Annotated in this window: 19 protein-coding genes; 17 read left to right on the forward strand and 2 right to left on the reverse strand. The window is 40.0% G+C overall.

What is annotated here, in order from left to right:
* Positions 1-28 precede the first annotated feature (28 nt).
* From fucP to ACE01N_RS01375, 5 genes are all read left to right on the forward strand, one after another.
* Entirely contained in the window at positions 29-1,300 is a 1,272-nt protein-coding gene (fucP, locus tag ACE01N_RS01355; RefSeq protein WP_380584058.1) for an L-fucose:H+ symporter permease, read from the forward strand.
* Positions 1,300-1,647, forward strand: a complete 348-nt coding sequence (locus tag ACE01N_RS01360) for an L-rhamnose mutarotase (RefSeq protein ID WP_380584060.1) — start codon at positions 1,300-1,302, stop codon at positions 1,645-1,647. The genes fucP and ACE01N_RS01360 overlap by 1 nt, the downstream gene beginning before the upstream one ends.
* Entirely contained in the window at positions 1,648-2,700 is a 1,053-nt protein-coding gene (locus ACE01N_RS01365; RefSeq protein WP_380584062.1) for an aldo/keto reductase, read from the forward strand.
* A gap of 6 nt (positions 2,701-2,706) precedes the next feature.
* Positions 2,707-3,537 (forward strand): amidohydrolase family protein, encoded by an 831-nt coding sequence (locus ACE01N_RS01370; protein WP_380584064.1) that lies wholly within the window; start codon positions 2,707-2,709, stop codon positions 3,535-3,537.
* A 68-nt stretch (positions 3,538-3,605) separates the two neighbouring features.
* Positions 3,606-4,622, forward strand: coding sequence for a zinc-binding alcohol dehydrogenase family protein (locus ACE01N_RS01375; RefSeq protein WP_380584066.1), 1,017 nt, complete (start codon positions 3,606-3,608; stop codon positions 4,620-4,622).
* Between the two features lie 43 nt (positions 4,623-4,665).
* On the opposite strand, the gene ACE01N_RS01380 is transcribed toward ACE01N_RS01375, so the two are convergent.
* Positions 4,666-4,938, reverse strand: coding sequence for an acylphosphatase (locus tag ACE01N_RS01380; RefSeq protein WP_380584068.1), 273 nt, complete (start codon positions 4,936-4,938; stop codon positions 4,666-4,668).
* A 512-nt stretch (positions 4,939-5,450) separates the two neighbouring features.
* On the opposite strand from ACE01N_RS01380, the gene ACE01N_RS01385 reads away from it, so the two are divergent.
* The 12 genes from ACE01N_RS01385 to ACE01N_RS01440 all read left to right on the forward strand — a co-directional run bounded on the left by ACE01N_RS01385 (position 5,451) and on the right by ACE01N_RS01440 (position 18,339).
* Positions 5,451-7,481 carry a MutS-related protein gene (locus ACE01N_RS01385; RefSeq protein WP_380584070.1) on the forward strand — a complete coding sequence of 677 codons (2,031 nt, stop codon included), beginning with the start codon at positions 5,451-5,453 and terminating at the stop codon, positions 7,479-7,481.
* Between the two features lie 394 nt (positions 7,482-7,875).
* A complete protein-coding gene (locus ACE01N_RS01390; protein ID WP_375727957.1) occupies positions 7,876-8,289 on the forward strand; it encodes an NADH-quinone oxidoreductase subunit A in 414 nt (137 codons plus the stop codon).
* Positions 8,290-8,291: 2 nt separating this feature from the next.
* Complete coding sequence (locus ACE01N_RS01395) at positions 8,292-8,831, forward strand: NADH-quinone oxidoreductase subunit B (RefSeq protein WP_375727956.1); 540 nt, start codon at positions 8,292-8,294, stop codon at positions 8,829-8,831.
* Positions 8,809-9,312 carry an NADH-quinone oxidoreductase subunit C gene (locus tag ACE01N_RS01400; protein WP_380584073.1) on the forward strand — a complete coding sequence of 168 codons (504 nt, stop codon included), beginning with the start codon at positions 8,809-8,811 and terminating at the stop codon, positions 9,310-9,312. Before ACE01N_RS01395 ends, ACE01N_RS01400 begins: the two co-directional genes overlap by 23 nt.
* Before the next feature lie 4 nt (positions 9,313-9,316).
* Positions 9,317-10,468, forward strand: a complete 1,152-nt coding sequence (locus tag ACE01N_RS01405; RefSeq protein WP_380584075.1) for an NADH-quinone oxidoreductase subunit D — start codon at positions 9,317-9,319, stop codon at positions 10,466-10,468.
* A gap of 23 nt (positions 10,469-10,491) precedes the next feature.
* Positions 10,492-11,547, forward strand: a complete 1,056-nt coding sequence (gene nuoH, locus ACE01N_RS01410; protein WP_380584077.1) for an NADH-quinone oxidoreductase subunit NuoH — start codon at positions 10,492-10,494, stop codon at positions 11,545-11,547.
* Between the two features lie 9 nt (positions 11,548-11,556).
* Positions 11,557-12,117: a NuoI/complex I 23 kDa subunit family protein gene (locus ACE01N_RS01415; RefSeq protein WP_380584079.1), complete on the forward strand. Its 561-nt coding sequence runs from the start codon at positions 11,557-11,559 to the stop codon at positions 12,115-12,117.
* Between the two features lie 20 nt (positions 12,118-12,137).
* A complete protein-coding gene (locus tag ACE01N_RS01420) occupies positions 12,138-12,641 on the forward strand; it encodes an NADH-quinone oxidoreductase subunit J family protein (RefSeq protein WP_375727951.1) in 504 nt (167 codons plus the stop codon).
* A gap of 4 nt (positions 12,642-12,645) precedes the next feature.
* Complete coding sequence (nuoK, locus tag ACE01N_RS01425) at positions 12,646-12,954, forward strand: NADH-quinone oxidoreductase subunit NuoK (protein WP_375727950.1); 309 nt, start codon at positions 12,646-12,648, stop codon at positions 12,952-12,954.
* Positions 12,955-12,978: 24 nt separating this feature from the next.
* Complete coding sequence (gene nuoL, locus ACE01N_RS01430; RefSeq protein WP_380584082.1) at positions 12,979-15,147, forward strand: NADH-quinone oxidoreductase subunit L; 2,169 nt, start codon at positions 12,979-12,981, stop codon at positions 15,145-15,147.
* Positions 15,148-15,172: 25 nt separating this feature from the next.
* Positions 15,173-16,801, forward strand: a complete 1,629-nt coding sequence (locus tag ACE01N_RS01435; RefSeq protein WP_380584084.1) for a complex I subunit 4 family protein — start codon at positions 15,173-15,175, stop codon at positions 16,799-16,801.
* A 35-nt stretch (positions 16,802-16,836) separates the two neighbouring features.
* On the forward strand, positions 16,837-18,339 hold the full coding sequence (locus ACE01N_RS01440; RefSeq protein ID WP_375727947.1) for an NADH-quinone oxidoreductase subunit N: 1,503 nt from the start codon (positions 16,837-16,839) through the stop codon (positions 18,337-18,339).
* Between the two features lie 63 nt (positions 18,340-18,402).
* On the opposite strand, the gene xylE is transcribed toward ACE01N_RS01440, so the two are convergent.
* Positions 18,403-19,791 (reverse strand): D-xylose transporter XylE, encoded by a 1,389-nt coding sequence (gene xylE, locus ACE01N_RS01445; protein WP_380584086.1) that lies wholly within the window; start codon positions 19,789-19,791, stop codon positions 18,403-18,405.
* Positions 19,792-19,815 lie beyond the last annotated feature (24 nt).

Below are 19,815 nucleotides of genomic sequence, written 5' to 3' on the forward strand. Positions count from 1 at the left end.
ATTTATAAGAATAAAATTACAATAGAACATGGATGCAATAGCTAAGAAAGTGCCATTACTGGATAAGAAGTACACACTGGCATTTATTTTATTATCAAGTTGTTTTATGTGGTGGGGTATTGCAAATAACCTCACAGATCCTCTTGTCAGGGTTTTTAAGGCAGTATTTGGCGAATTAAGTACGTTTCAGGCCTCACTCATTCAGTTTGCATTTTACTTTGGTTATTTCTGTATGGCAATTCCCGGATCTATGATATCCCGGAAGTATTCATATAAAACAGGGGTTCTTGTAGGATTAGGGCTTTATGCCATTGGTTGTCTTTTATTGTATCCATCAACGTTGCTACAGGAATTTATTTTTTTCTGTATCTCTTATTATGTATTGGCAAGCGGTTTAAGTATTCTGGAAACCAATGCAAATCCCTACATTCTGGTACTGGGTGAAAGAGAAACGGCAACACGGCGCTTAAATTTTGCACAGTCTTTTAATCCGATCGGAGCTGTTTCTGGTGTGTTTTTGGCCCGTTATCTCATTATGGCCAAGATGCCTTTGGATGCAGAGGGTAATATACAGGTTGCATCTGATCAGATCAATGAAGTTCTGAACATCGTCATTTTTCCGTATTTGTCTATTGCTGCTGTTTTGGTGCTGGTGTGGATATTAATTGCTGTCATGAAGATGCCAAAGGTTTCTGATAACAGTGCCGACCTGCATCTGTTTCGAACCTTTAAATCCTTATTCAAAAGAAAGAATTATACGTTTGCCGTGATTGCACAGTTTTTTTATGTTGGAGCACAGATTACGGTATGGACATACACAAATTTTTATATCCCTGAACATTTGCATGTGACTCCCGATCAGGCTCTGGAATATCATTCATGGGCACTGATATTGTTTGGTGTTTCGCGATGGATCTTTACTATCCTTATGAGAAAATTTAAAGACAGTACATTACTTTTAACCGCTTCAGTAATGGCAGGTCTGCTTTCTCTGAGTGTAATTTTCGTTGGAGGTATTGTCGGCGTATATTCATTGATAGGAATATCGGCGTTTATGTCTCTTATGTTTCCAACCATATTTGGCATGGGAAGTGATGGTTTGACGGATGAAGAAACAAAGGTAGGTGCTTCCGGATTAATTATGGCGATTCTTGGTGGTGCATTAATCACACCGTTACAGGGTGCTTTTATTGACATAATAGGTGTAAGCTTTTCTTACTTTATTCCTCTGGTTTGTTTTATTGTAATAGGTTCTTACGCGTATTACAGGTTATCATTAACCAAAAAAGTAGCAGTATAATGACAGAATATAAACGATATTGTAAGACCTTAACTCTAAAGAATGATCCGGAATTGATTGAGGCATATAAAAAAGTTCATGCACCCGGTGCCATTTGGCCGGAGATTACAAAAGGAATGAAAGAGGTTGGAATTCTGGATATGGAAATTTACATTTTGGGGAACCAGTTGTTCATGATCATGGATACAATAGTGGATTTCGATCATGACCTAGCAATGCATGATCTGGCAAAAAAACCACGGCAAAGTGAATGGGAGGCTTATGTGTCAAAGTTTCAGAATACCTCAGAAGATGCCTCTGCCGATGAAAAATGGCAGTTGATGGAACGTATTTATAAAATGGATTAAATGACATTTATTAAACCAAAATATTTAGGCAAAACCGGCATTGAATGTCCGCCAATTATTTATGGGACCAGCTATCTCGGAAATCTTTACCGGGAACTTTCATGGAAGGAAAAGCTGGCACTGATAAAGGAATGGTTCAATGTGGCGGATGGTAAGAAAGTTGTGATTGATTCTGCCGGGAAATACGGTGCTGGTTTGTCTCTTGAAACCATTGGAAAAGGCCTGAAGGAACTTGGTGTTGATCCGTCTCAGATTACCATCAGCAATAAGCTGGGATGGTATCGTGTGCCCCTAACTACCGATGAACCAACATTTGAACCTGGTGCATGGATTAATATTAAACACGATGCTGTACAGAAAATAAGCTACGAAGGCATTCTGGAATGCTGGAAGCAGGGAAGTGAGCTGCTGGGAGATACATATAAATCAGAACTGGTTTCGGTACATGATCCCGATGAATATCTTGCAGCAGCTAAATCCGAAGAAGACAGGAAAAAGCGCTTTGATGATGTACTTGGTGCTTATAAAGCCCTGTTCGAACTGAAAAAGAAGAAAAAGGTTAAAGCGGTTGGCATTGGGTCCAAGGATTGGAAAGTAATTTATGATTTGTACCAGCATGTGAAATTTGACTGGATCATGTTTGCCAACTCTTTCACGGTTTATTCCCATCCCGGAGAAGTTCTTGATTTCTTCATGCAACTGGAGAAGGATGGCGTTGGCATCATTAACTCAGGAGTTTTTAATGCCGGATTTCTGACCGGAGGTGCCTATTTTGATTACCGGTTGGTAGATGTATCAAATCCACAGGATCAGCATTTATTTGAATGGCGAGAGAAGTTCTATGCCGTTTGCGATACGTTTAATGTAGTTCCGGGTGATGCCTGTCTGCAGTTTGCCTATTCACCTAAGCCGGTGAATGCTGTAGCTCTTAATCCGGGGAAACCAACCCGTATGGCACGGAACAAGATTGTTATCGTGCGTCCTATGCCGTATGGTTTCTGGGAAGCATTAAAAGAAGAAAAGATTATTGATCCGGCGTATCCCTTTTTATAAATCAACATGATGATTATTGATACACATCACCACTTGTGGCAGTATAATCCGGTAGAGTTTGACTGGATTGATGATGAGATGGCCATAATCCGTAAAAGCTTTTTGCCGGATGATCTGCAGCAAACCATCAAGGGAACAGGTGTTGAACAGGTCATTTCGGTTCAGGCCAGACAAACATTGGAAGAAACAGACTGGTTGCTCACATTGGCAGAAAAACATGATTTTATGAAAGGCGTGATCGGTTGGGTGCCCCTTGCTTCACCCGATTTAGATTCTGTTTTGGAAAAATATAAAGGTAATCTCTGGTTGAAAGGCGTGCGTCATGTGGTACAGGGAGAAACGGACCCGGAATTTATTTTAGGACGGGATTTTAATAATGGGATTGTATTGCTAAAAGAGTATAATTTGCTCTATGAAATACTGATATTTGAACATCAGCTTCCGAACAGCATCAGGTTTGTGGACAGACATCCGGATCAGGTATTTGTATTGGATCATATTGCCAAACCTAAAATTAAAACCAATGAAATTAAGGATTGGAAGAATAATATGTATGAACTTGCAAAACGCGATAATGTGTATTGCAAGCTAAGTGGCATGGTGACTGAAGCAGATTACAAAACTTGGACCAGTGAACAGCTTCAGCCATACTTTGATGTGGTTTTGGAAGCATTTGGTCCCGAACGCCTCATGTTTGGTTCTGACTGGCCGGTTTGCCTTGTAGCTACAGAATATGAACAATGGGTTAATATAGTAAGAGGTATAATTTCAGGATTTAGCCAAACAGAAAAGGACCAAATTCTGTTTAAGAATGCAAAGAAAGTATACAATTTATAGATGCGATTGTCGGGAATTCACAGAAGTCTTGTGTCTTGATTCTTGTATCTTGTGTCTAAAGATAAAATATGAAAGCAATAGAAATTATAAAAGCAGGTGAAGTAAAAGTTGTGGAACGTGAAATGCCGGTGGCAGGAACAGGCGAGGTTTTACTGAAGATAAAGTACGTGGGGTTCTGCGGATCGGATCTGAGCACTTATCTGGGAAAAAATCCCATGGTGAGTTATCCACGTATTCCGGGGCATGAAATTTCTGCTGAAATAATCGAAAAAGGTGATGGTGTTCCTGAAAACTTCAATGCGGGACAGAAAGTTACCGTGGTTCCTTATACCAACTGTGGACAGTGTACCTCGTGTAAACAGAAGCGTTTTAATGCTTGCCGCTATAATGAAACGCTGGGAGTGCAACGCGATGGGGCCATGGCGGAATATATTGTGGTTCCGTGGCAGAAAATATTAACCGACGAGCAGCTATCAACACGTCAGTTGGCTTTGGTTGAACCATTGACTGTTGGCTTTCACGCCATTGACAATGGTGAGGTAACAGATCTGGATACCGTTATGGTTCTGGGGTGTGGAATGATCGGAACAGGTGCTATTGTTCGTGCTGCCCTGCGTGGTGCAACTGTGATAGCTGTGGATATTGATGATGACAAACTGGCTGTAGCTAAAAAACTTGGAGCTGTTCATACCATTAATTCACTAAAGCAGAACCTGCATGAAGAACTGGAAAGGATAACTAACGGTGACGGTCCGACTGTTGTTGTTGAAGCAGCCGGAAATACCGTTACCTATAAAGCGGCCATGGAAGAAGTCGCGTTTGCGGGACGGGTGGTATGTATTGGCTATGCCGGAAGCGAAATATCCTTCTTAACCAAACTGTGGGTACAGAAGGAACTGAAAATCATGGGATCACGTAATGCCAATCCATCCGACTTTGAAGCAGTAATTAAATATCTGAAGGGCAGCGACCTGGATGAAAACCTGTTAATCACAAAAACTATTTCAGTAGAACAGGCGTCTGAAACCGTTAAATACTGGTCAGAACATACGGGAGAGGTCTTAAAAATAATGGTGGAATTCTGAGCATACCGAGGGCTTCGCTTTAAGCGAAGCCCTCGGTACCCACTTATCTTCTAACCGTAAACGAATTAAACCCAACCAGATCAGTTATAGTAATATCCACATGTTCAACCTGCGCATGATCTGGTCCTTTTTTACACCAGCTTACAAACTGTGAAAGCTGTATTTCACTTCCTTCTGCTTCAATATAAACAGTGCCATTATATCGGTTTTTTACGTATCCCTTTACACCAAGAGTCTCTGCCATTCTGCGGGTATGCCAGCGAAATCCGACTCCCTGAACATTACCGTAAACAGTTATATTGAAATGTTTGAGCATATAATAAATTTAGCGAGAGTTTTGAATAAAAAGTGATTTTATGTTAACAATCGTCAATTTAACATTTTTAATTTTATTAAACAGCTGAAATTTAGTTACTTTTAATAGATATTATCTGTTGTCTGACATCAAAAAATAAAATCGTAAGAAGGCTATATTCAAATACAAATATGAAAGTATGATTAAGATGTGTTGGATATATTACCGATCATTATTACCATTGAATATTTTATTTTCGTTCGTATCGTCGATTCTTGTTGCATCATTTATTTCTTCGACAATTGAAGAAGTACCATCATCATTTTGGCTACAATTATTACACAATTGGATAATTATTTTTTTTACCGTTGGATTTGTATGTAGTATTGCCTACTATGAATATTATAAGAAAAGAAATTACTTTTTTTATTACAATCATGCTTTAACAAAGACGAAATTGTATTTGTCAGCATTAATTTTTAACTCATTAACAGGAGCCATCCTTCTAGGATTAATTTCTTATGTGTAGTACGTTGGAAATAGATAGTGTAATTAAAACATTTGGTCAGAGAAAAATACTCTCTAATGTGTATTTAAAATGTCAAACAGGAGAGATTGTCGGAATTCTGGGGAGGAATGGATGTGGAAAGTCAACACTATTAAAAATATTATTTGGAACATTGATTGCGGATCAAAAGGCGATTAAAATAGACAATAAATTTTATGATAAACCGTATCAGTATAAAAATTTGATTGCTTATTTACCCCAGCACAGCTTTTTACCTGAAAATATTAGTTTGAGGGGTATAATACATGTTTTTATAAAGGATCCTGAAAAAAGGAAAAAGCTAATTGCTGACGAAAGAATAAAGCAACATTTAAAGAAAGGAACAAAAGAATTGTCTGGAGGCGAGTTAAGGTATTTTGAGATAACCGTACTTGTTAATTTAGATGTCAGATTTATTCTTCTTGATGAACCTTTTTCTGGTATTGAACCGATCTATAAGGGAAAAATAAAGGAGTTAATAAAAGAGTATAGTAATGATAAAGGTTTTATAATTACGGACCATGATTATCAAAATATACTTGATATAAGTGATAGGTTAGTCTTAATAAAAGATGGAGCATTAATAAATATACAAAAGTCAGAACAACTGGAAGAATATGGTTACTTGCCTGCCGGGACGTTAATGCGTTCAAAAATGGATGGTATTCGGGAAGAAAGTCTCCCTGTTAATTTTAATGTGGATAGTCAAACATTGCGTGATCTTGACTTGATTGGCAATACAAAAACAGGTCTTATCTTTTCAATATTCGATAATGTAAAAACAACGGGAGGGGGAATTCGTTTGCAGAAGATGCTCAAAACACCTATTTCGGACATAAACAGATTAACGGATAGAAGAGATACGATTAAGTTTTTTGTCGAAAAAAATGTGACCCTAAAAATCACTAAAAAAGATATTGATTTTATTGAGTTTTACAGATCATACAAAACTGCTGATTCAAGAAAGAATGTTATTGGTTCAATGTATGAAGGGTTGCGTTATAAAATAAAATCCAGTAATGATTATTATATAAAAAAGACAGGTGTACAAAAAACATTAGGACTGTTACACTATCTTTCTGTATTTGCTAAAGAGTATCACACTAATGATATTCCCGTATATTTATCTCTTATTTTTTATAATATTCAGGAAATACTTTATGAGAAAGGATTTCGGGAAATATTAGATACGGCAGATAAAACACATTTAAATGCTGTTGACATAGAGAAGCTGGATAATTTTTTCAGTAGGACCAATAGTAACAAAATCACTGAAATTCTGGAAATGCTTTATGAGATGGATGTATTTGAATCTGTTGCCGCTTCAGTAAAAAAATACAATTTATCTTTTCCTGAATATTCCGGTTCCGCAATTCCAAATGTAAAACTTGAAGGTTTGTACCATCCGGTTTTAGAAAGGCCCGTTAGAAATGATTTTCAAATAGGCAGACATAAAAGCCTGTGTTTTCTTACCGGAGCTAATATGTCAGGGAAATCCACTTTTTTAAAGGCATTTGGATTGGCAGTTTATCTGGCCCATGTAGGTTTTCCGGTTCCTGCGTCAAAAATGGAATCAACTATTTTTAAAGGACTGATAACTACGATTAATCTTAACGACAATATTGCTCTTGGCTATAGCCATTTTTATAGCGAGGTTAAGCGGGTTAAAGAAGCAGCATCAATGATAGAAAAGAATAAGAATGTAGTTGTAATTTTTGACGAGTTATTTAGAGGAACCAATGTGAAGGATGCATTTGATGCATCGTTAATGGTTATTTCGGAACTTTTAAGAATTAAAAGAAGTATATTTTTGATCTCTACTCATATTATTGAAATTGCTGAAGAACTGAATAATAAAGACAATATTTTTTTCAAGTGTTTTGAATCTAAAATGGACATGGAAACTCCCGTTTACAATTATAAATTAAAAGGGGGCGTTACTAAAGAACGATTTGGAATGCAGATTGTGAAAAATGAAAGAATAGATGAGATATTAAAATCAATTGATGAAAATTAAAGTCTATATTCGATAAAAACCTGTATAAATTATTTCAAAGTATTAGTCAAACGTCCCCTAAACAATATAAATAGCCTAACCTATTATTATTTATAAACCGGTTATCCAATCTAAAAATAAATTACGCATTTACTTTTTAGTTTGATTCTAAATTAGTTACAAGTGTTAAAATCATAAAAAACAGATTCATTGGATGTTACACTATTTTTAAGGTAGGATAAAATTGCCGATTAAATCGATAAATCAACATATCTACATATAAAAAGTTCATTTCGGTATACAGATTTTTAAAAAAAATATATATTTGATGGTTCAAAAAAACAAGCTGCCGGTCGATATAAATGTGACATTGTCAGACAGTTAACAAAAAAATTAAACGATAAGTTAACAGGTTATGCTTTCAAATTACGGTATTATACTACTTTTCGTTATCCTGGGTTTTGTTTTTGTAGGCATTGGATTTGCAGCATCCTACCTCGTGCGTCCCAGTCATCCAAATCCGGTAAAAAATTCTACGTATGAATGCGGTGAAATTCCGATAGGAGAACCCTGGATAAAATTTAACGTGCGGTTCTATGTTATCGCGCTGGTTTTTCTTTTGTTCGATGTTGAAATCGTCTTTCTGCTCCCGTGGGCCGTTATATTCAAGGGATTGGGATGGTTTGCATTTATTGAAATGATCATCTTTGTCGTTATCCTGCTCACAGGATTTGTATACGTATGGGCAAAAGGGGACCTTGACTGGGAAAAACCAAAACCTGTAATTCCAAAATTAGAAGATTTAGTTGTAGGTAAAAAAATTGATTAACGATGGGTTTATTAAATAAACTGGATGATCCTTACGATGGTGGTGGAATTGTTCTTGGAACAGTAGAAGATTTGTTAAACTGGGGTCGGAGTAAATCCAACTGGTATTTGCATTTTGGTCTGGCATGCTGCGCCATCGAATTTATGGCAATGAATGCCTCCCACTTTGATTTTATGCGTTTTGGTACCATTCCTCGTACAAGTCCGCGACAGGCTGACTTTATTATGATTACCGGAACTGTTACCTTAAAGATGGCTGACAGGATCAAGATTCTTTACGAACAAATGTCTGAACCAAAATACGTCATTTCTGTGGGATCATGCTCTAACTGTGGCGGGCCTTACTGGGAACATGGTTACCATGTACTAAAGGGAGTTGACAAGATTATTCCTGTAGATGTATACATTCCTGGATGTCCTCCGCGCCCGGAAGCTTTTGAAGAAGGAATGATAAAACTGCAGGAAAAAATAAGCAAGCAGGCGATTTTCAATAAACGGAAAAAGCTGAAAGCTGAAGCTGATGAATCAAATAACGCGGTATAACATGGAATTAAACGAGATATATCAGTTATTGAAGGACAAATTTGGTGATGCAATCATTGAAATGAATGATCTGCAGCCGGTTGATCCGTATATTATAATTTCCCCCGAAAAACTGTTTGACATTTGCCATACACTTCGCGATCACGACCAGACACAGTTCGATTATCTGATGAGCCTGAGTGGTATGGATTATGGAGAGAACGTTGGCGTGGTTTATCATTTGTATTCCATGGAGCTTAAGCATAAGCTGGTCATTAAAGTGATGGTTTTAAAAGATAAACCAGTGGTTCCTTCTGTGGAGAGAATTTGGAAATCAGCCGACTGGCACGAGCGTGAAGCATACGATCTGGTTGGAATTGAGTTCGAAGGACATCACAATATGATCCGGATTCTTTGTCCGTACGACTGGGAAGGCTATCCATTAAGAAAAGATTACGTAACACCCGAGACCTATCACGGGATGAAAATAGGATACGAATAAGGGTATGAGCGATATTAAAAAATTAGATCTCGAGTACAGCCAGTTAGGTTCCGATAAAATGCGGCTGAATGTTGGCCCGCAGCATCCGTCTACTCATGGCGTACTCAGGTTGGAAGTTGAAGTTGATGGTGAGATTGTAAATGAGGTAATTCCACATTTGGGCTACCTGCACCGGAGTTTTGAGAAACATTGTGAAAATATGACCTATCCGCAGATCATACCGTACATCGATCGTATGGATTACATTTCTGCGATGAACAACGAATGGGTTTACGCAATGGCCATGGAGAAAATGATGGACATTAAGGTTCCGGACAAGGTAGAGTATATAAGGGTAATCGTGGCAGAATTAAACCGTATCGCTAACCATCAGATAGCCATCGGAACATTTGGTCTGGATGCCGGAGCATTTACACCATTCCTGTTCTATTTCCGCGACCGCGAGCAAATTGTTTGGATACTTGAAAAGCTTTCAGGAGCACGCTTACTTTATAATTATTTTAAAATCGGTGGTCTTGCCAGAGATATCTATCCTGATTTTAAACAGGATATTCTGAAAGCAATTAAGCAGATTCGTGAAACCAATAAAGAGGTTATGGATCTCTTAATGTTGAATGGTATTTTCATTAAACGAACAACCAATGTTGGTATCCTTCCGGCTGACGTAGCCATAAATTATGCCTGTAGCGGTCCTGTTTTGCGCGGTTCCGGTGTAAAATACGATCTGAGAAAAGATGAACCATATTCCATTTACGACAGGTTCGATTTTGATATACCGGTTGGATCCAACGAAATAGGTAAGGTAGGCGACTGCTGGAACAGGAACATCGTAAGAGTTCGTGAGATGGAAGAGTCCTGCCGGATTATTGAGCAGGCATTGGAGCAGATGCCGATGGAAGGTGATGTGCAGGAAGCAGTAAAGAAGAGAGTTAAACCACCGGCCGGTGAGGTATACATGAGGGCTGAAAATCCAAAAGGAGACCTTGGGTTTTACATTGTAAGTAATGGTACCGATAAGCCGGAACGCCTGAAGGCTCGCGGAACCAGTTTCGTGAATCTGTCGATAATACCTGAAATCTCAAAAGGCTATATGTTTGCCGATTTGATCCTGATTTTAGGAAGTATCGACATTGTACTGGGTGAAGTTGACAGATAATAAAAAATTGAATCATTATATAAATGGACAATTCAAACTTTCTATATGATCTTTTCGGCGGTGTAAACGGCTGGGCGGTCACTTTTGCAGTTCTTCTTCCTCTGGGATTTGTACTCATTTATGCCCTTGTAGCCATTTTGGCTGAGTTGAAGGTTTCAGCATGGATTCAGGAGCGTTTAGGTCCAATGAGAACCGGGCCATGGGGGATATTACAGCCTGTGGCTGAGGTAATCAAATTATTACAAAAAGAAGATATTACTCCGGACAGGGCTAACAAATTGTTGTATAATGCGGCACCGTTCATCATTTTCACAGGTGCTTATTCTGCATTTGCTGTTATTCCGTTCAGTCAGGCCTATACACCTGCGAGCGTCAACCTGGGCCTGTTTTACATTTTTGCCGTTGGATCCATCAGTGCGCTTGGTATTGTGATGGGTGGCTGGGCATCAAACAATAAATATTCGTTAATGGGAGCAATGCGTTCGGTGGCGCAGCTGATCAGCTATGAGGTTCCTGCAGCTATTGCAGTTTTATCTGTTGTGGTTTTGACTTCCAGCATGGATCTCCAGCATATCAGCAGCATGCAATCCGGTTGGTTCTGGAACTGGTATCTTTTTGGAGGACCCGGAACAGCTGCCAAATGGATCATTTTTCCATTTACTGTGATTCTTTTCATAACATATTTTATATCGTCACTTGCCGAAACCAACCGTGTACCCTTCGATATTCCTGAAGGTGAATCGGAATTGGTGGCAGGGTTCCATACAGAATACAGCGGAATAAAATTCGCAATGTTCTTTTTTGCAGAATACGCCAACATGTTTGTGGTAGCAGCCATCCTGACAACCGTATTTTTAGGAGGATGGAATTCGCCGTTTGGCGATTTCATGCAGGGACCGGTTTGGGGCGCTTTCTGGTTCATCCTGAAAGGGTTTATGATTGTTCTGGTTCAGATATGGATTCGCTGGACATTGCCGCGATTCAGGGTTGATCAGCTGATGTACTTAGGATGGAAAGTATTGTTACCGGCGGCCTTTGTTTGCTTTTTTGCAATTAGTTTATACGTAATGTTGAAATAGGATTTTATAATGGCATATTTTAATACAATCTGGTCAGGCTTATCAACGGCGTTTCAGGGGATGACAATTACCTGGAAGCATATCTTTGCCAAAAAAGTGACCATTCAATATCCGGATGAACGTTTTCCGATACCCGACGGTGCACGTAACCGTTTGGCACTACAGATGAACCGATGCACGGGTTGTACCTTATGTGCAACAGCCTGTCCGGTAAATTGCATTACCATAGAGACCATTAAGGCTTCTCCCGATGATCCTAACAAGGAAAATTACGAGAATGGTAAAGAACGGAAAATGTGGCTGGAGAAATATGAAATTGATTTTGCCAAGTGTTGCTTTTGTGGTTTATGTACTCAGGCATGTCCTACTGACGCTATTCTTCATACAAAGGAATTTGAATACTCGGAATATAAACGCGAGAACCTTGTATACCAGTTTCAGACCCTGACTCCGGTGCAGATTGAGGAAAAGAAGCGTTTGCTTGAGGAGTACAAACAGAAGCAGGCAGCTGAAGCTGCAGCAGCAGCTGCTGCCAAAAAAGATGACAGTCCGAAAAAAGACGAGAAATAACAGATCAAGATATACAGTATATGGATTTAGTAACGATAGCATTCTACTTTCTCGCTGCCTTAACTCTGGGGTTCAGCGCGATTGTTGTATTGTCTAAAAATATCATGTATTCGGCATTTGCCCTGCTGTTTACCCTGTTTGGTGTGGCAGGTCTCTATGTGTTGCTTACAGCCGATTTTCTGGCGATAACCCAACTTATGCTCTACATAGGAGGTATTCTGGTGTTGATCATCTTTGGAGTAGTTCTTACATCGCGAATTACGGGAATTGATGTAAAATCGGGTACTCTGGGAAAACTGCAGGTTGTGGCTGCCGGTGTACTGGCAGTTGTTATTGCCGGATCACTTATTTATATGGCCATTTCAACCGATTGGCATACTGCACCTTCAGAAGAAGTTAATTCAACCGTAACGCAGATAGGTAACGAGTTACTGACCAACTACCTTCTGGCGTTTGAAGCGGCTTCGATGTTATTGTTACTTGCCATTGTTGGAGCAGCACTTATAGCACGTAAAAAAAAGTAATGTTATGCATATAGGATTGGTTCATTATTTGGTTGTCAGCGCGATTCTGTTTTCAATCGGACTGTATGGTATCATTGCCCGAAAGCATGCCATTCTGGTATTGATGGGTATTGAATTGATACTGAATGCAGCCAATATAAATTTCATCGCTTTTGCGAAGTTTGGCGGATTGAACATTGAAGGTCATATTGCTGCCATTTTTGTCATTATTCTGGCTGCCACGGAAGCGGCTATTGCACTCGCCATTATTCTGAATATTTATCAGCATTTCAGGCATGCAAATGTGGATGAAGTAGATGATTTAAAAGAATAGTAATATTTAAAGGAAATCTTAATTATGACACAAAATATATTGCTGTTTCTTAGCGTTTTAGTGCTCCTCATTCCGATGTTGAGTTTTATTACCAATATCTTTTTTGGAAACAGGTTAGGAAGAAAAAGTGGTATTGTTGGAACGGTTATTCTTGGAATAGATATGATCCTGGCTTTTACGCTGGCGTTTAACAAGCTTTTCAAATACGCCGATATCACCACCGTTCAAAACAGGTTTGAATGGTTTAATCTGGGGCAATTAAAATTTGATATTGGAATTGGTATCGATAATATAGCGGCCATCATGCTGATGGTGGTTACACTCATCAGTTTCCTGGTACACTTGTTCTCCACCGTTTATATGAAAGGAGACAGACGCTATCCTACTTTTTATGCCTATTTAGGACTGTTTACTTTCTCAATGCTTGGAATCGTGATTTCAAACAACTTCCTGATGATGTACATCTTCTGGGAACTGGTTGGGATCAGCTCTTACCTGTTAATCGGATTCTGGTATGAAAAAGATTCAGCTTCCAATGCCAGCAAAAAGGCTTTCATTACAAACCGTATTGGTGACCTTGGTTTTTTTGCAGGAATCATGATCCTGTTCTTTACCTATCATTCGTTCATGTTCGAGGATATCTTCTCAGGTATTGCATCCGGTCATCTTCCGTTTGATAATCCGACCATGCTGACCATTGCGGGCATCTGTATTTTTATGGGAGCAGTTGGTAAATCGGCTCAGTTTCCGTTGCATGTATGGTTACCCGATGCCATGGAAGGACCTACGCCGGTATCTGCCTTGATCCATGCAGCAACCATGGTGGCAGCAGGTGTTTACCTGGTCTCCAAGGCTTTCGTAATGTTTACAGCCGATGCATTGACCGTTATTGCAGTTATCGGTGCCATCACTGCATTTATGCCGGCAACAATCGCATTGGTTCAAACCGATTTTAAAAAGATATTAGCTTATTCCACCATCAGCCAGCTGGGATACATGATTATGTCGCTGGGAACCGGTGGATATACCAACGGATTCTTTCACCTCGTAACGCATGCATGGTTTAAGGCAGCGCTTTTCCTTGCTGCCGGATCTGTGATCCACGCCATGCACGAATCCATGCATCGCATGCACGATCATCATACCGACCCACAGGACATCAATAATATGGGAGGCCTGCGTAAAAATATGCCATGGACCTACCGCACATTTATGGTTGTAACTCTGGCGCTTTCCGGCATTCCGTTTACCTCAGGATTTTTAAGTAAGGATGGCATCCTGGCCGGTACGTTGGCTTATGCCAAACTTAGCGGAGGATGGCACTGGATCATTCCTTTCCTGGGATTTGCAGCAGCCGGTATGACAGCGTTTTACATGTTCCGCTTAACGATTCTGGCATTTCATGGTGAACACAAAACTGAAGTGGCGACAAAAGTAAAAGAAAACAACTGGCGCATTGTTACACCGCTTGTTCTTCTGGCATTTTTGTCCTTTTGGTTTATTTATTCACCTAATCCGTTTAATGCTTCACAAGGGTGGTTTGAAAAGAAAATAGAACAGCCTGCAACCGTGGTTCCGGCTGAATACCAGTTCAGTTTCCTGATTCCTGAAGAACAACATGAAACAGTTGCTGTACATTCAACAGAACACGAGGTGGCTACTGAAAATACAGAGCATGCCATGCATGAAGCTTCTGCGGCGCATAGCGGTACCATAACCCTTTTACAGGAGGAAACACATCATTTACATGTGCTGGCAATGATCATATCTATTTTGACTGCTGGTATAGGAATATTATTGGCCTATCTGATTTATCAGTTTAAATATATTAGTGCAGATAACCTGGAACGCAGGTATAAACCTGTTCATAAATTTCTGTACAATAAATGGTACTTCGACGAATTGTACAATGCCACAGTTATTGCCGGCGTGATGGGGATATCGAAAGCATTTTCATGGTTCGACAAAAATATTGTTGACGGGATCGTCAATGCCAGTTCGTGGCTTGCACGCGGGTTCAGTTATCTCACCAGCTTATTTGATAGTTACGTGGTGGATGGTCTGGTAAACCTTGTGGCCAATGCTACGGGTTATGCAGGAACGATGATTAAGAAACTGCAGACTGGTAAGGTTCAGAGCTACATTGTGTTTGTGCTGATGGGCATTTTAATTTTGGTATACTTTTTTATTTAGCTAACAGATTCTAAAAATTACTTATATGCAAGGGACATTCAATTTTCCGATTTTATCATGGATAACTTTCCTTCCGGTTCTGGGGATATTAATTATCCTGTTCATTCCTAAAGGAAAAGATGAGAAAGGAATAGAATTATCATCAAAACTGATTAAATGGACGAGTGCCGCCATTACTTTTATTCAGTTAATTTTAGCTGTCATTATTTACATCAACTTCGATTCGTCTAAGGCTGGGATAAATGATGCCGCTTCGTTTCAGTTTGTGGAAAAACTAAGCTGGATTCATGCCAGTTTCCCGCTGATTGGAAACCTGAATATCAATTATTATATGGGGATTGACGGTGTGAGTGTCCCAATGATATTGCTGACAGCGCTGATTTCTTTCGTGGCAATTTTCCCGTCATTTAATATTAAAAAGGCAGTGAAAGGATACTTTGCCATGTACCTTTTACTTGACCTTGGTATGATGGGTGTATTTTGTGCACTGGATTTCTTCCTGTTCTACATATTCTGGGAACTTATGTTGTTACCAATGTACTTCCTGATTGGAATCTGGGGTGGACCACGTAAAGAATATGCGGCCATCAAGTTCTTCATCTATACGCTGGTTGGTAGTGTGTTCATGTTGCTGGTGATGATTGGACTGTATCAAAGTACCGGTACATTCGATATTATTAGTATGATGAACCCTGAAGTATTCAAGGCAGGCTCTATATTCGGAGGGACAGCGACCACTATACGGTACGTGGCATTTATGGGATTGTTTATCGGTTTTGCCATTAAGGTTCCGATCTTCCCCTTCCATACCTGGTTGCCGGATGCACACGTGGAGGCACCTACGCCGATATCCGTTATACTGGCAGGCGTACTGTTGAAGATGGGTGCTTATGGTATGATCCGAATCGCTTTTCCGATCTTCCCCGATGCCTTTGGCTATTTCCAGAATCTGATAGCCTGGATCGGAATGATAAGTATTGTGTACGGAGCATTGTGTGCTTTGGGTCAGCATAAAGTCGGAAAGCGAGACTTCAAGAAATTGATTGCATATTCTTCGGTAAGTCACATGGGACTGGTTATCCTGGGATTAGCATCCATGCGTCCGGAGGGAACAGTAGGAGCGATCTTCCAGATGTTCAACCATGGGGTGATTACTGCCATGCTCTTCATGATTGTAGGTGTTATTTATGACAGGGCACATACCCGCGGACTGGACGATTTTGGTGGTCTGGCCAAAAAGATGCCGGTTTACACTGGTGTGATGGCCATAGCTTTCTTTGCTGCCATTGGTTTACCGGGATTAAGCGGTTTCGTTTCGGAAGTGCTTGTATTCCTTGGAGCTTTCAGGTCATTCCCGATACTGACAGTTATTTCAGGATTAAGTATTATTCTGGGAGCAGGTTATATGTTGTGGGCGTTACAGAAAATATTCTTTGGTGAATTGCCTGAAAAATGGAAAGGACCATGGGATCCGACAGGAAAAATATATAAGAATGATGATATCAATGCAAGGGAACTTGTTGCACTTATTCCGTTGGCCGTCGTTGTTATTTTCCTTGGAATTTATCCAATGCCTGTGCTTAACTTAATTACAGGTTCTGTAAACCACTTTATAGAGCTGATGAAACCGTTTGTATTCATTGGAGGTCTCTAAAAACAACTTAGCTATTACAAAATACTGAATACGAGATGACAGATATATCTTCCATAACGTCGGAACTGATTAAAAGTGTAAGCTTCTTTAAACCGGAGACAACACTGACTGTCGGTATTATACTGGCAATCCTTCTGGATCTGATTATAAAGAAACCCAAACAGATTGCCGGTTATGTGGCTCTGGCTGTGCTTGTGGTTACTGGTGTATTTCTTTTACAGCAGTCCGGAGCAGAGGTTAGAGTGTTTCGCAGTTTACTGGTCGTAGATTCTTTCGGAATTTTCATGAAATGGATCATCCTGATTACTACAGTCATCGTTATCATTTTCTCCTTTTTATCCAGGGAGCTTGATCCTAAAAACTCCCGGTTAGGTGAATATTTTACACTTATACTGGGCATGGTTTTCGGAATGTTTTTACTGGTTGGATCTGCCAATCTTATCATGATTTATCTTTCCATTGAGATCATGAGTATCAGTTCCTATATCCTGGCAGGTTATACTAAAGAAGTAAAGCGGTCTTCCGAGGCATCTCTGAAATATGTGATTTACGGTGCTGTGTCGTCAGCCATCATGTTATATGGAATTTCAATATTATTTGGTCTGGTTGGAAGTCTGAATTTATTTGACATTAACCAGCAACTGGCAACAGGAAATTTGAATACTGCTCCGGTTATTGTTGCTGGAATTATGATAATAGCAGGTTTTGGTTACAAGATATCAGCTGTACCTTTCCATTTCTGGACACCTGATGTATACGAAGGTGCGCCGATAACCATCACAGCTTATCTTTCTGTAGCATCAAAAGCGGCAGGTTTTGCAGTCATGTTACGCTTCTTCAAAACCGCCTTTGTTGACTCCTCATTTGTGTCGGAAAGCTGGCACCTGATGGGAAATTTTGATTGGCATGCAGTGATTGCAGTACTGGCAATCTTAACGATGACACTCGGTAACCTTGTGGCTTTATGGCAGGACAATATGAAGCGTATGCTGGCTTATTCAAGTATTGCGCACGCCGGTTATCTATTGATGGCTGTATCGGTTATGAACAACACAGGTGTATCTGCAGTGATGATCTATTTTGTGTTCTACATGATCATGAACCTCGGTGCTTTCTTTGTGGTACAGATTATTGCAGATAAGATCAACTCAGAGAATATATCAGATTACACAGGATTTGGACAGAAATATCCGGTTATAGCGGTTTGTATGACAATCTTCCTTGTGTCGTTAACCGGCTTGCCTCCAACCGCAGGGTTTATTGGTAAGTTTTACATATTTACAGCAGTTATAAAAGGCGGTTACCTTTGGCTGGCTGTGATCGGTATTCTGAACAGCGTGGTTTCATTGTATTATTATATGAAAGTAGTACGGAACATGTACCTGCGTCAAAGTGATGCTGCAACAGAAAAAGTAAAGTTCTCACCCGTGTCAGTCGCAATTGTTGTAGCACTGGCAATACCAACCTTGATCTTCGGAATTTATTTCTCATCCCTGGTGGACTGGGCAACCCATTCCATAGGTATTTTTATTGGGTAGAACGTTATTTAAGATATTAGCGAGGGTTTCACTTTTTAGTGAAGCCCTCGCTGTTTTTTGCAGTTATTTTTTCTTCCATAAATGTTCCATATCCTCTAGCGTTTTGCCTTTGGTTTCGGGAACCATTTTCCAGACGAAAATCAGTGAAAGCACACTCATTGTACCATAAAATGCATAGGTCATGCCACTGCTGAATTCCATCATGGCCGGGTAGGTGGATGATATCAGGTAGTTGGCTGTCCATTGTGCGGCCACGGCAATGGCTACTGCTTTTCCGCGGACTTTATTCGGGAAGATCTCCGAGATCAGTACCCAGGTAATCGGACCCCATGACATCATAAATGAAGCCGTGTACACAATAATAAAGATCAGCGTTCCGATGCCTATGACCTCAGCAAAGGCCAGTCCGCTGATGGCAAACATACCGATAGCCATACCGACTGATCCAACCATAAGTAAGGGTTTACGTCCCCATTTATCTACAGTTACAATGGCAATGACGGTGAAGATGACATTCACGAGCCCCATAACAACCGTTTGAAGCATAGAAGCATCTTTACCGGCGCCCATACTTTCGAATATACGTGGTGCGTAATAAAGCGCTACGTTGATGCCTACAAACTGCTGGAAGACTGATAGCAGAATACCAATAAGTATAACAATCTTACCGTAAGAAAAGAGTTTGGCAGAAGATTTTTCAACCGTGCTTTTGATGTCCTTAAAAATTGCCTTTGCTTTTTCCTTTCCGTTGATGCGTTCAAGGATTTGCAGTGCTTTTTCATCATTATGGCTCAACGCCAGGTAACGTGGTGTTTCGGGAACCAGAAACAACAAAATACCAAATAAACCAGCAGGGATGGCTTCAGATAAAAACATATAACGCCACCCGGTAGAGTTGATCCAGTCTATGGACTGGCCTTTTGCAATACCCCAGTTCACGAAATACACGACCAACATTCCGAAAATAATCGCAAACTGGTTAAAAGAAACCAGTCTCCCGCGTATGTTTGCCGGTGCAATTTCGCCAATATACATTGGAGAGATGGCGGAAGCCAGACCTACACCAATACCACCAATAATGCGGTAAAAGTTAAACATATAGAGCAGTCCCATGGTTGCCACACCTTTTTTAAAAAAGAAAGCTTCCGGGTAACCGGATCCCAGTGCAGAAATAAAAAACAATACTGAGGCGATCATCAGCGATTTCTTACGTCCGAAGCGGGATGCAAGAAGCCCGGAAATGGCGCCACCAATAATACATCCAATGAGTGCACTGGATATGGTTGCTCCATGAATCCAGGAACTCAATCCCTGACTGGTGATCAGAAAGGCCTGGACCGATTTCTCTGCACCGGATATCACTGCGGTGTCATAACCGAATAAAAGACCGCCAAGAGTTGCTACCAGTGTGATCGCAAAGACAAAGCCTGTATTCCCTTGAGATTTGTTCATAATTTTCAGATTAGTTGTTAAAGA

Source organism: Quyinboa ferrireducens, assembly GCF_042436675.1.
Taxonomy (GTDB): Bacteria; Bacteroidota; Bacteroidia; order Bacteroidales; family UBA5342; genus JBHJHP01.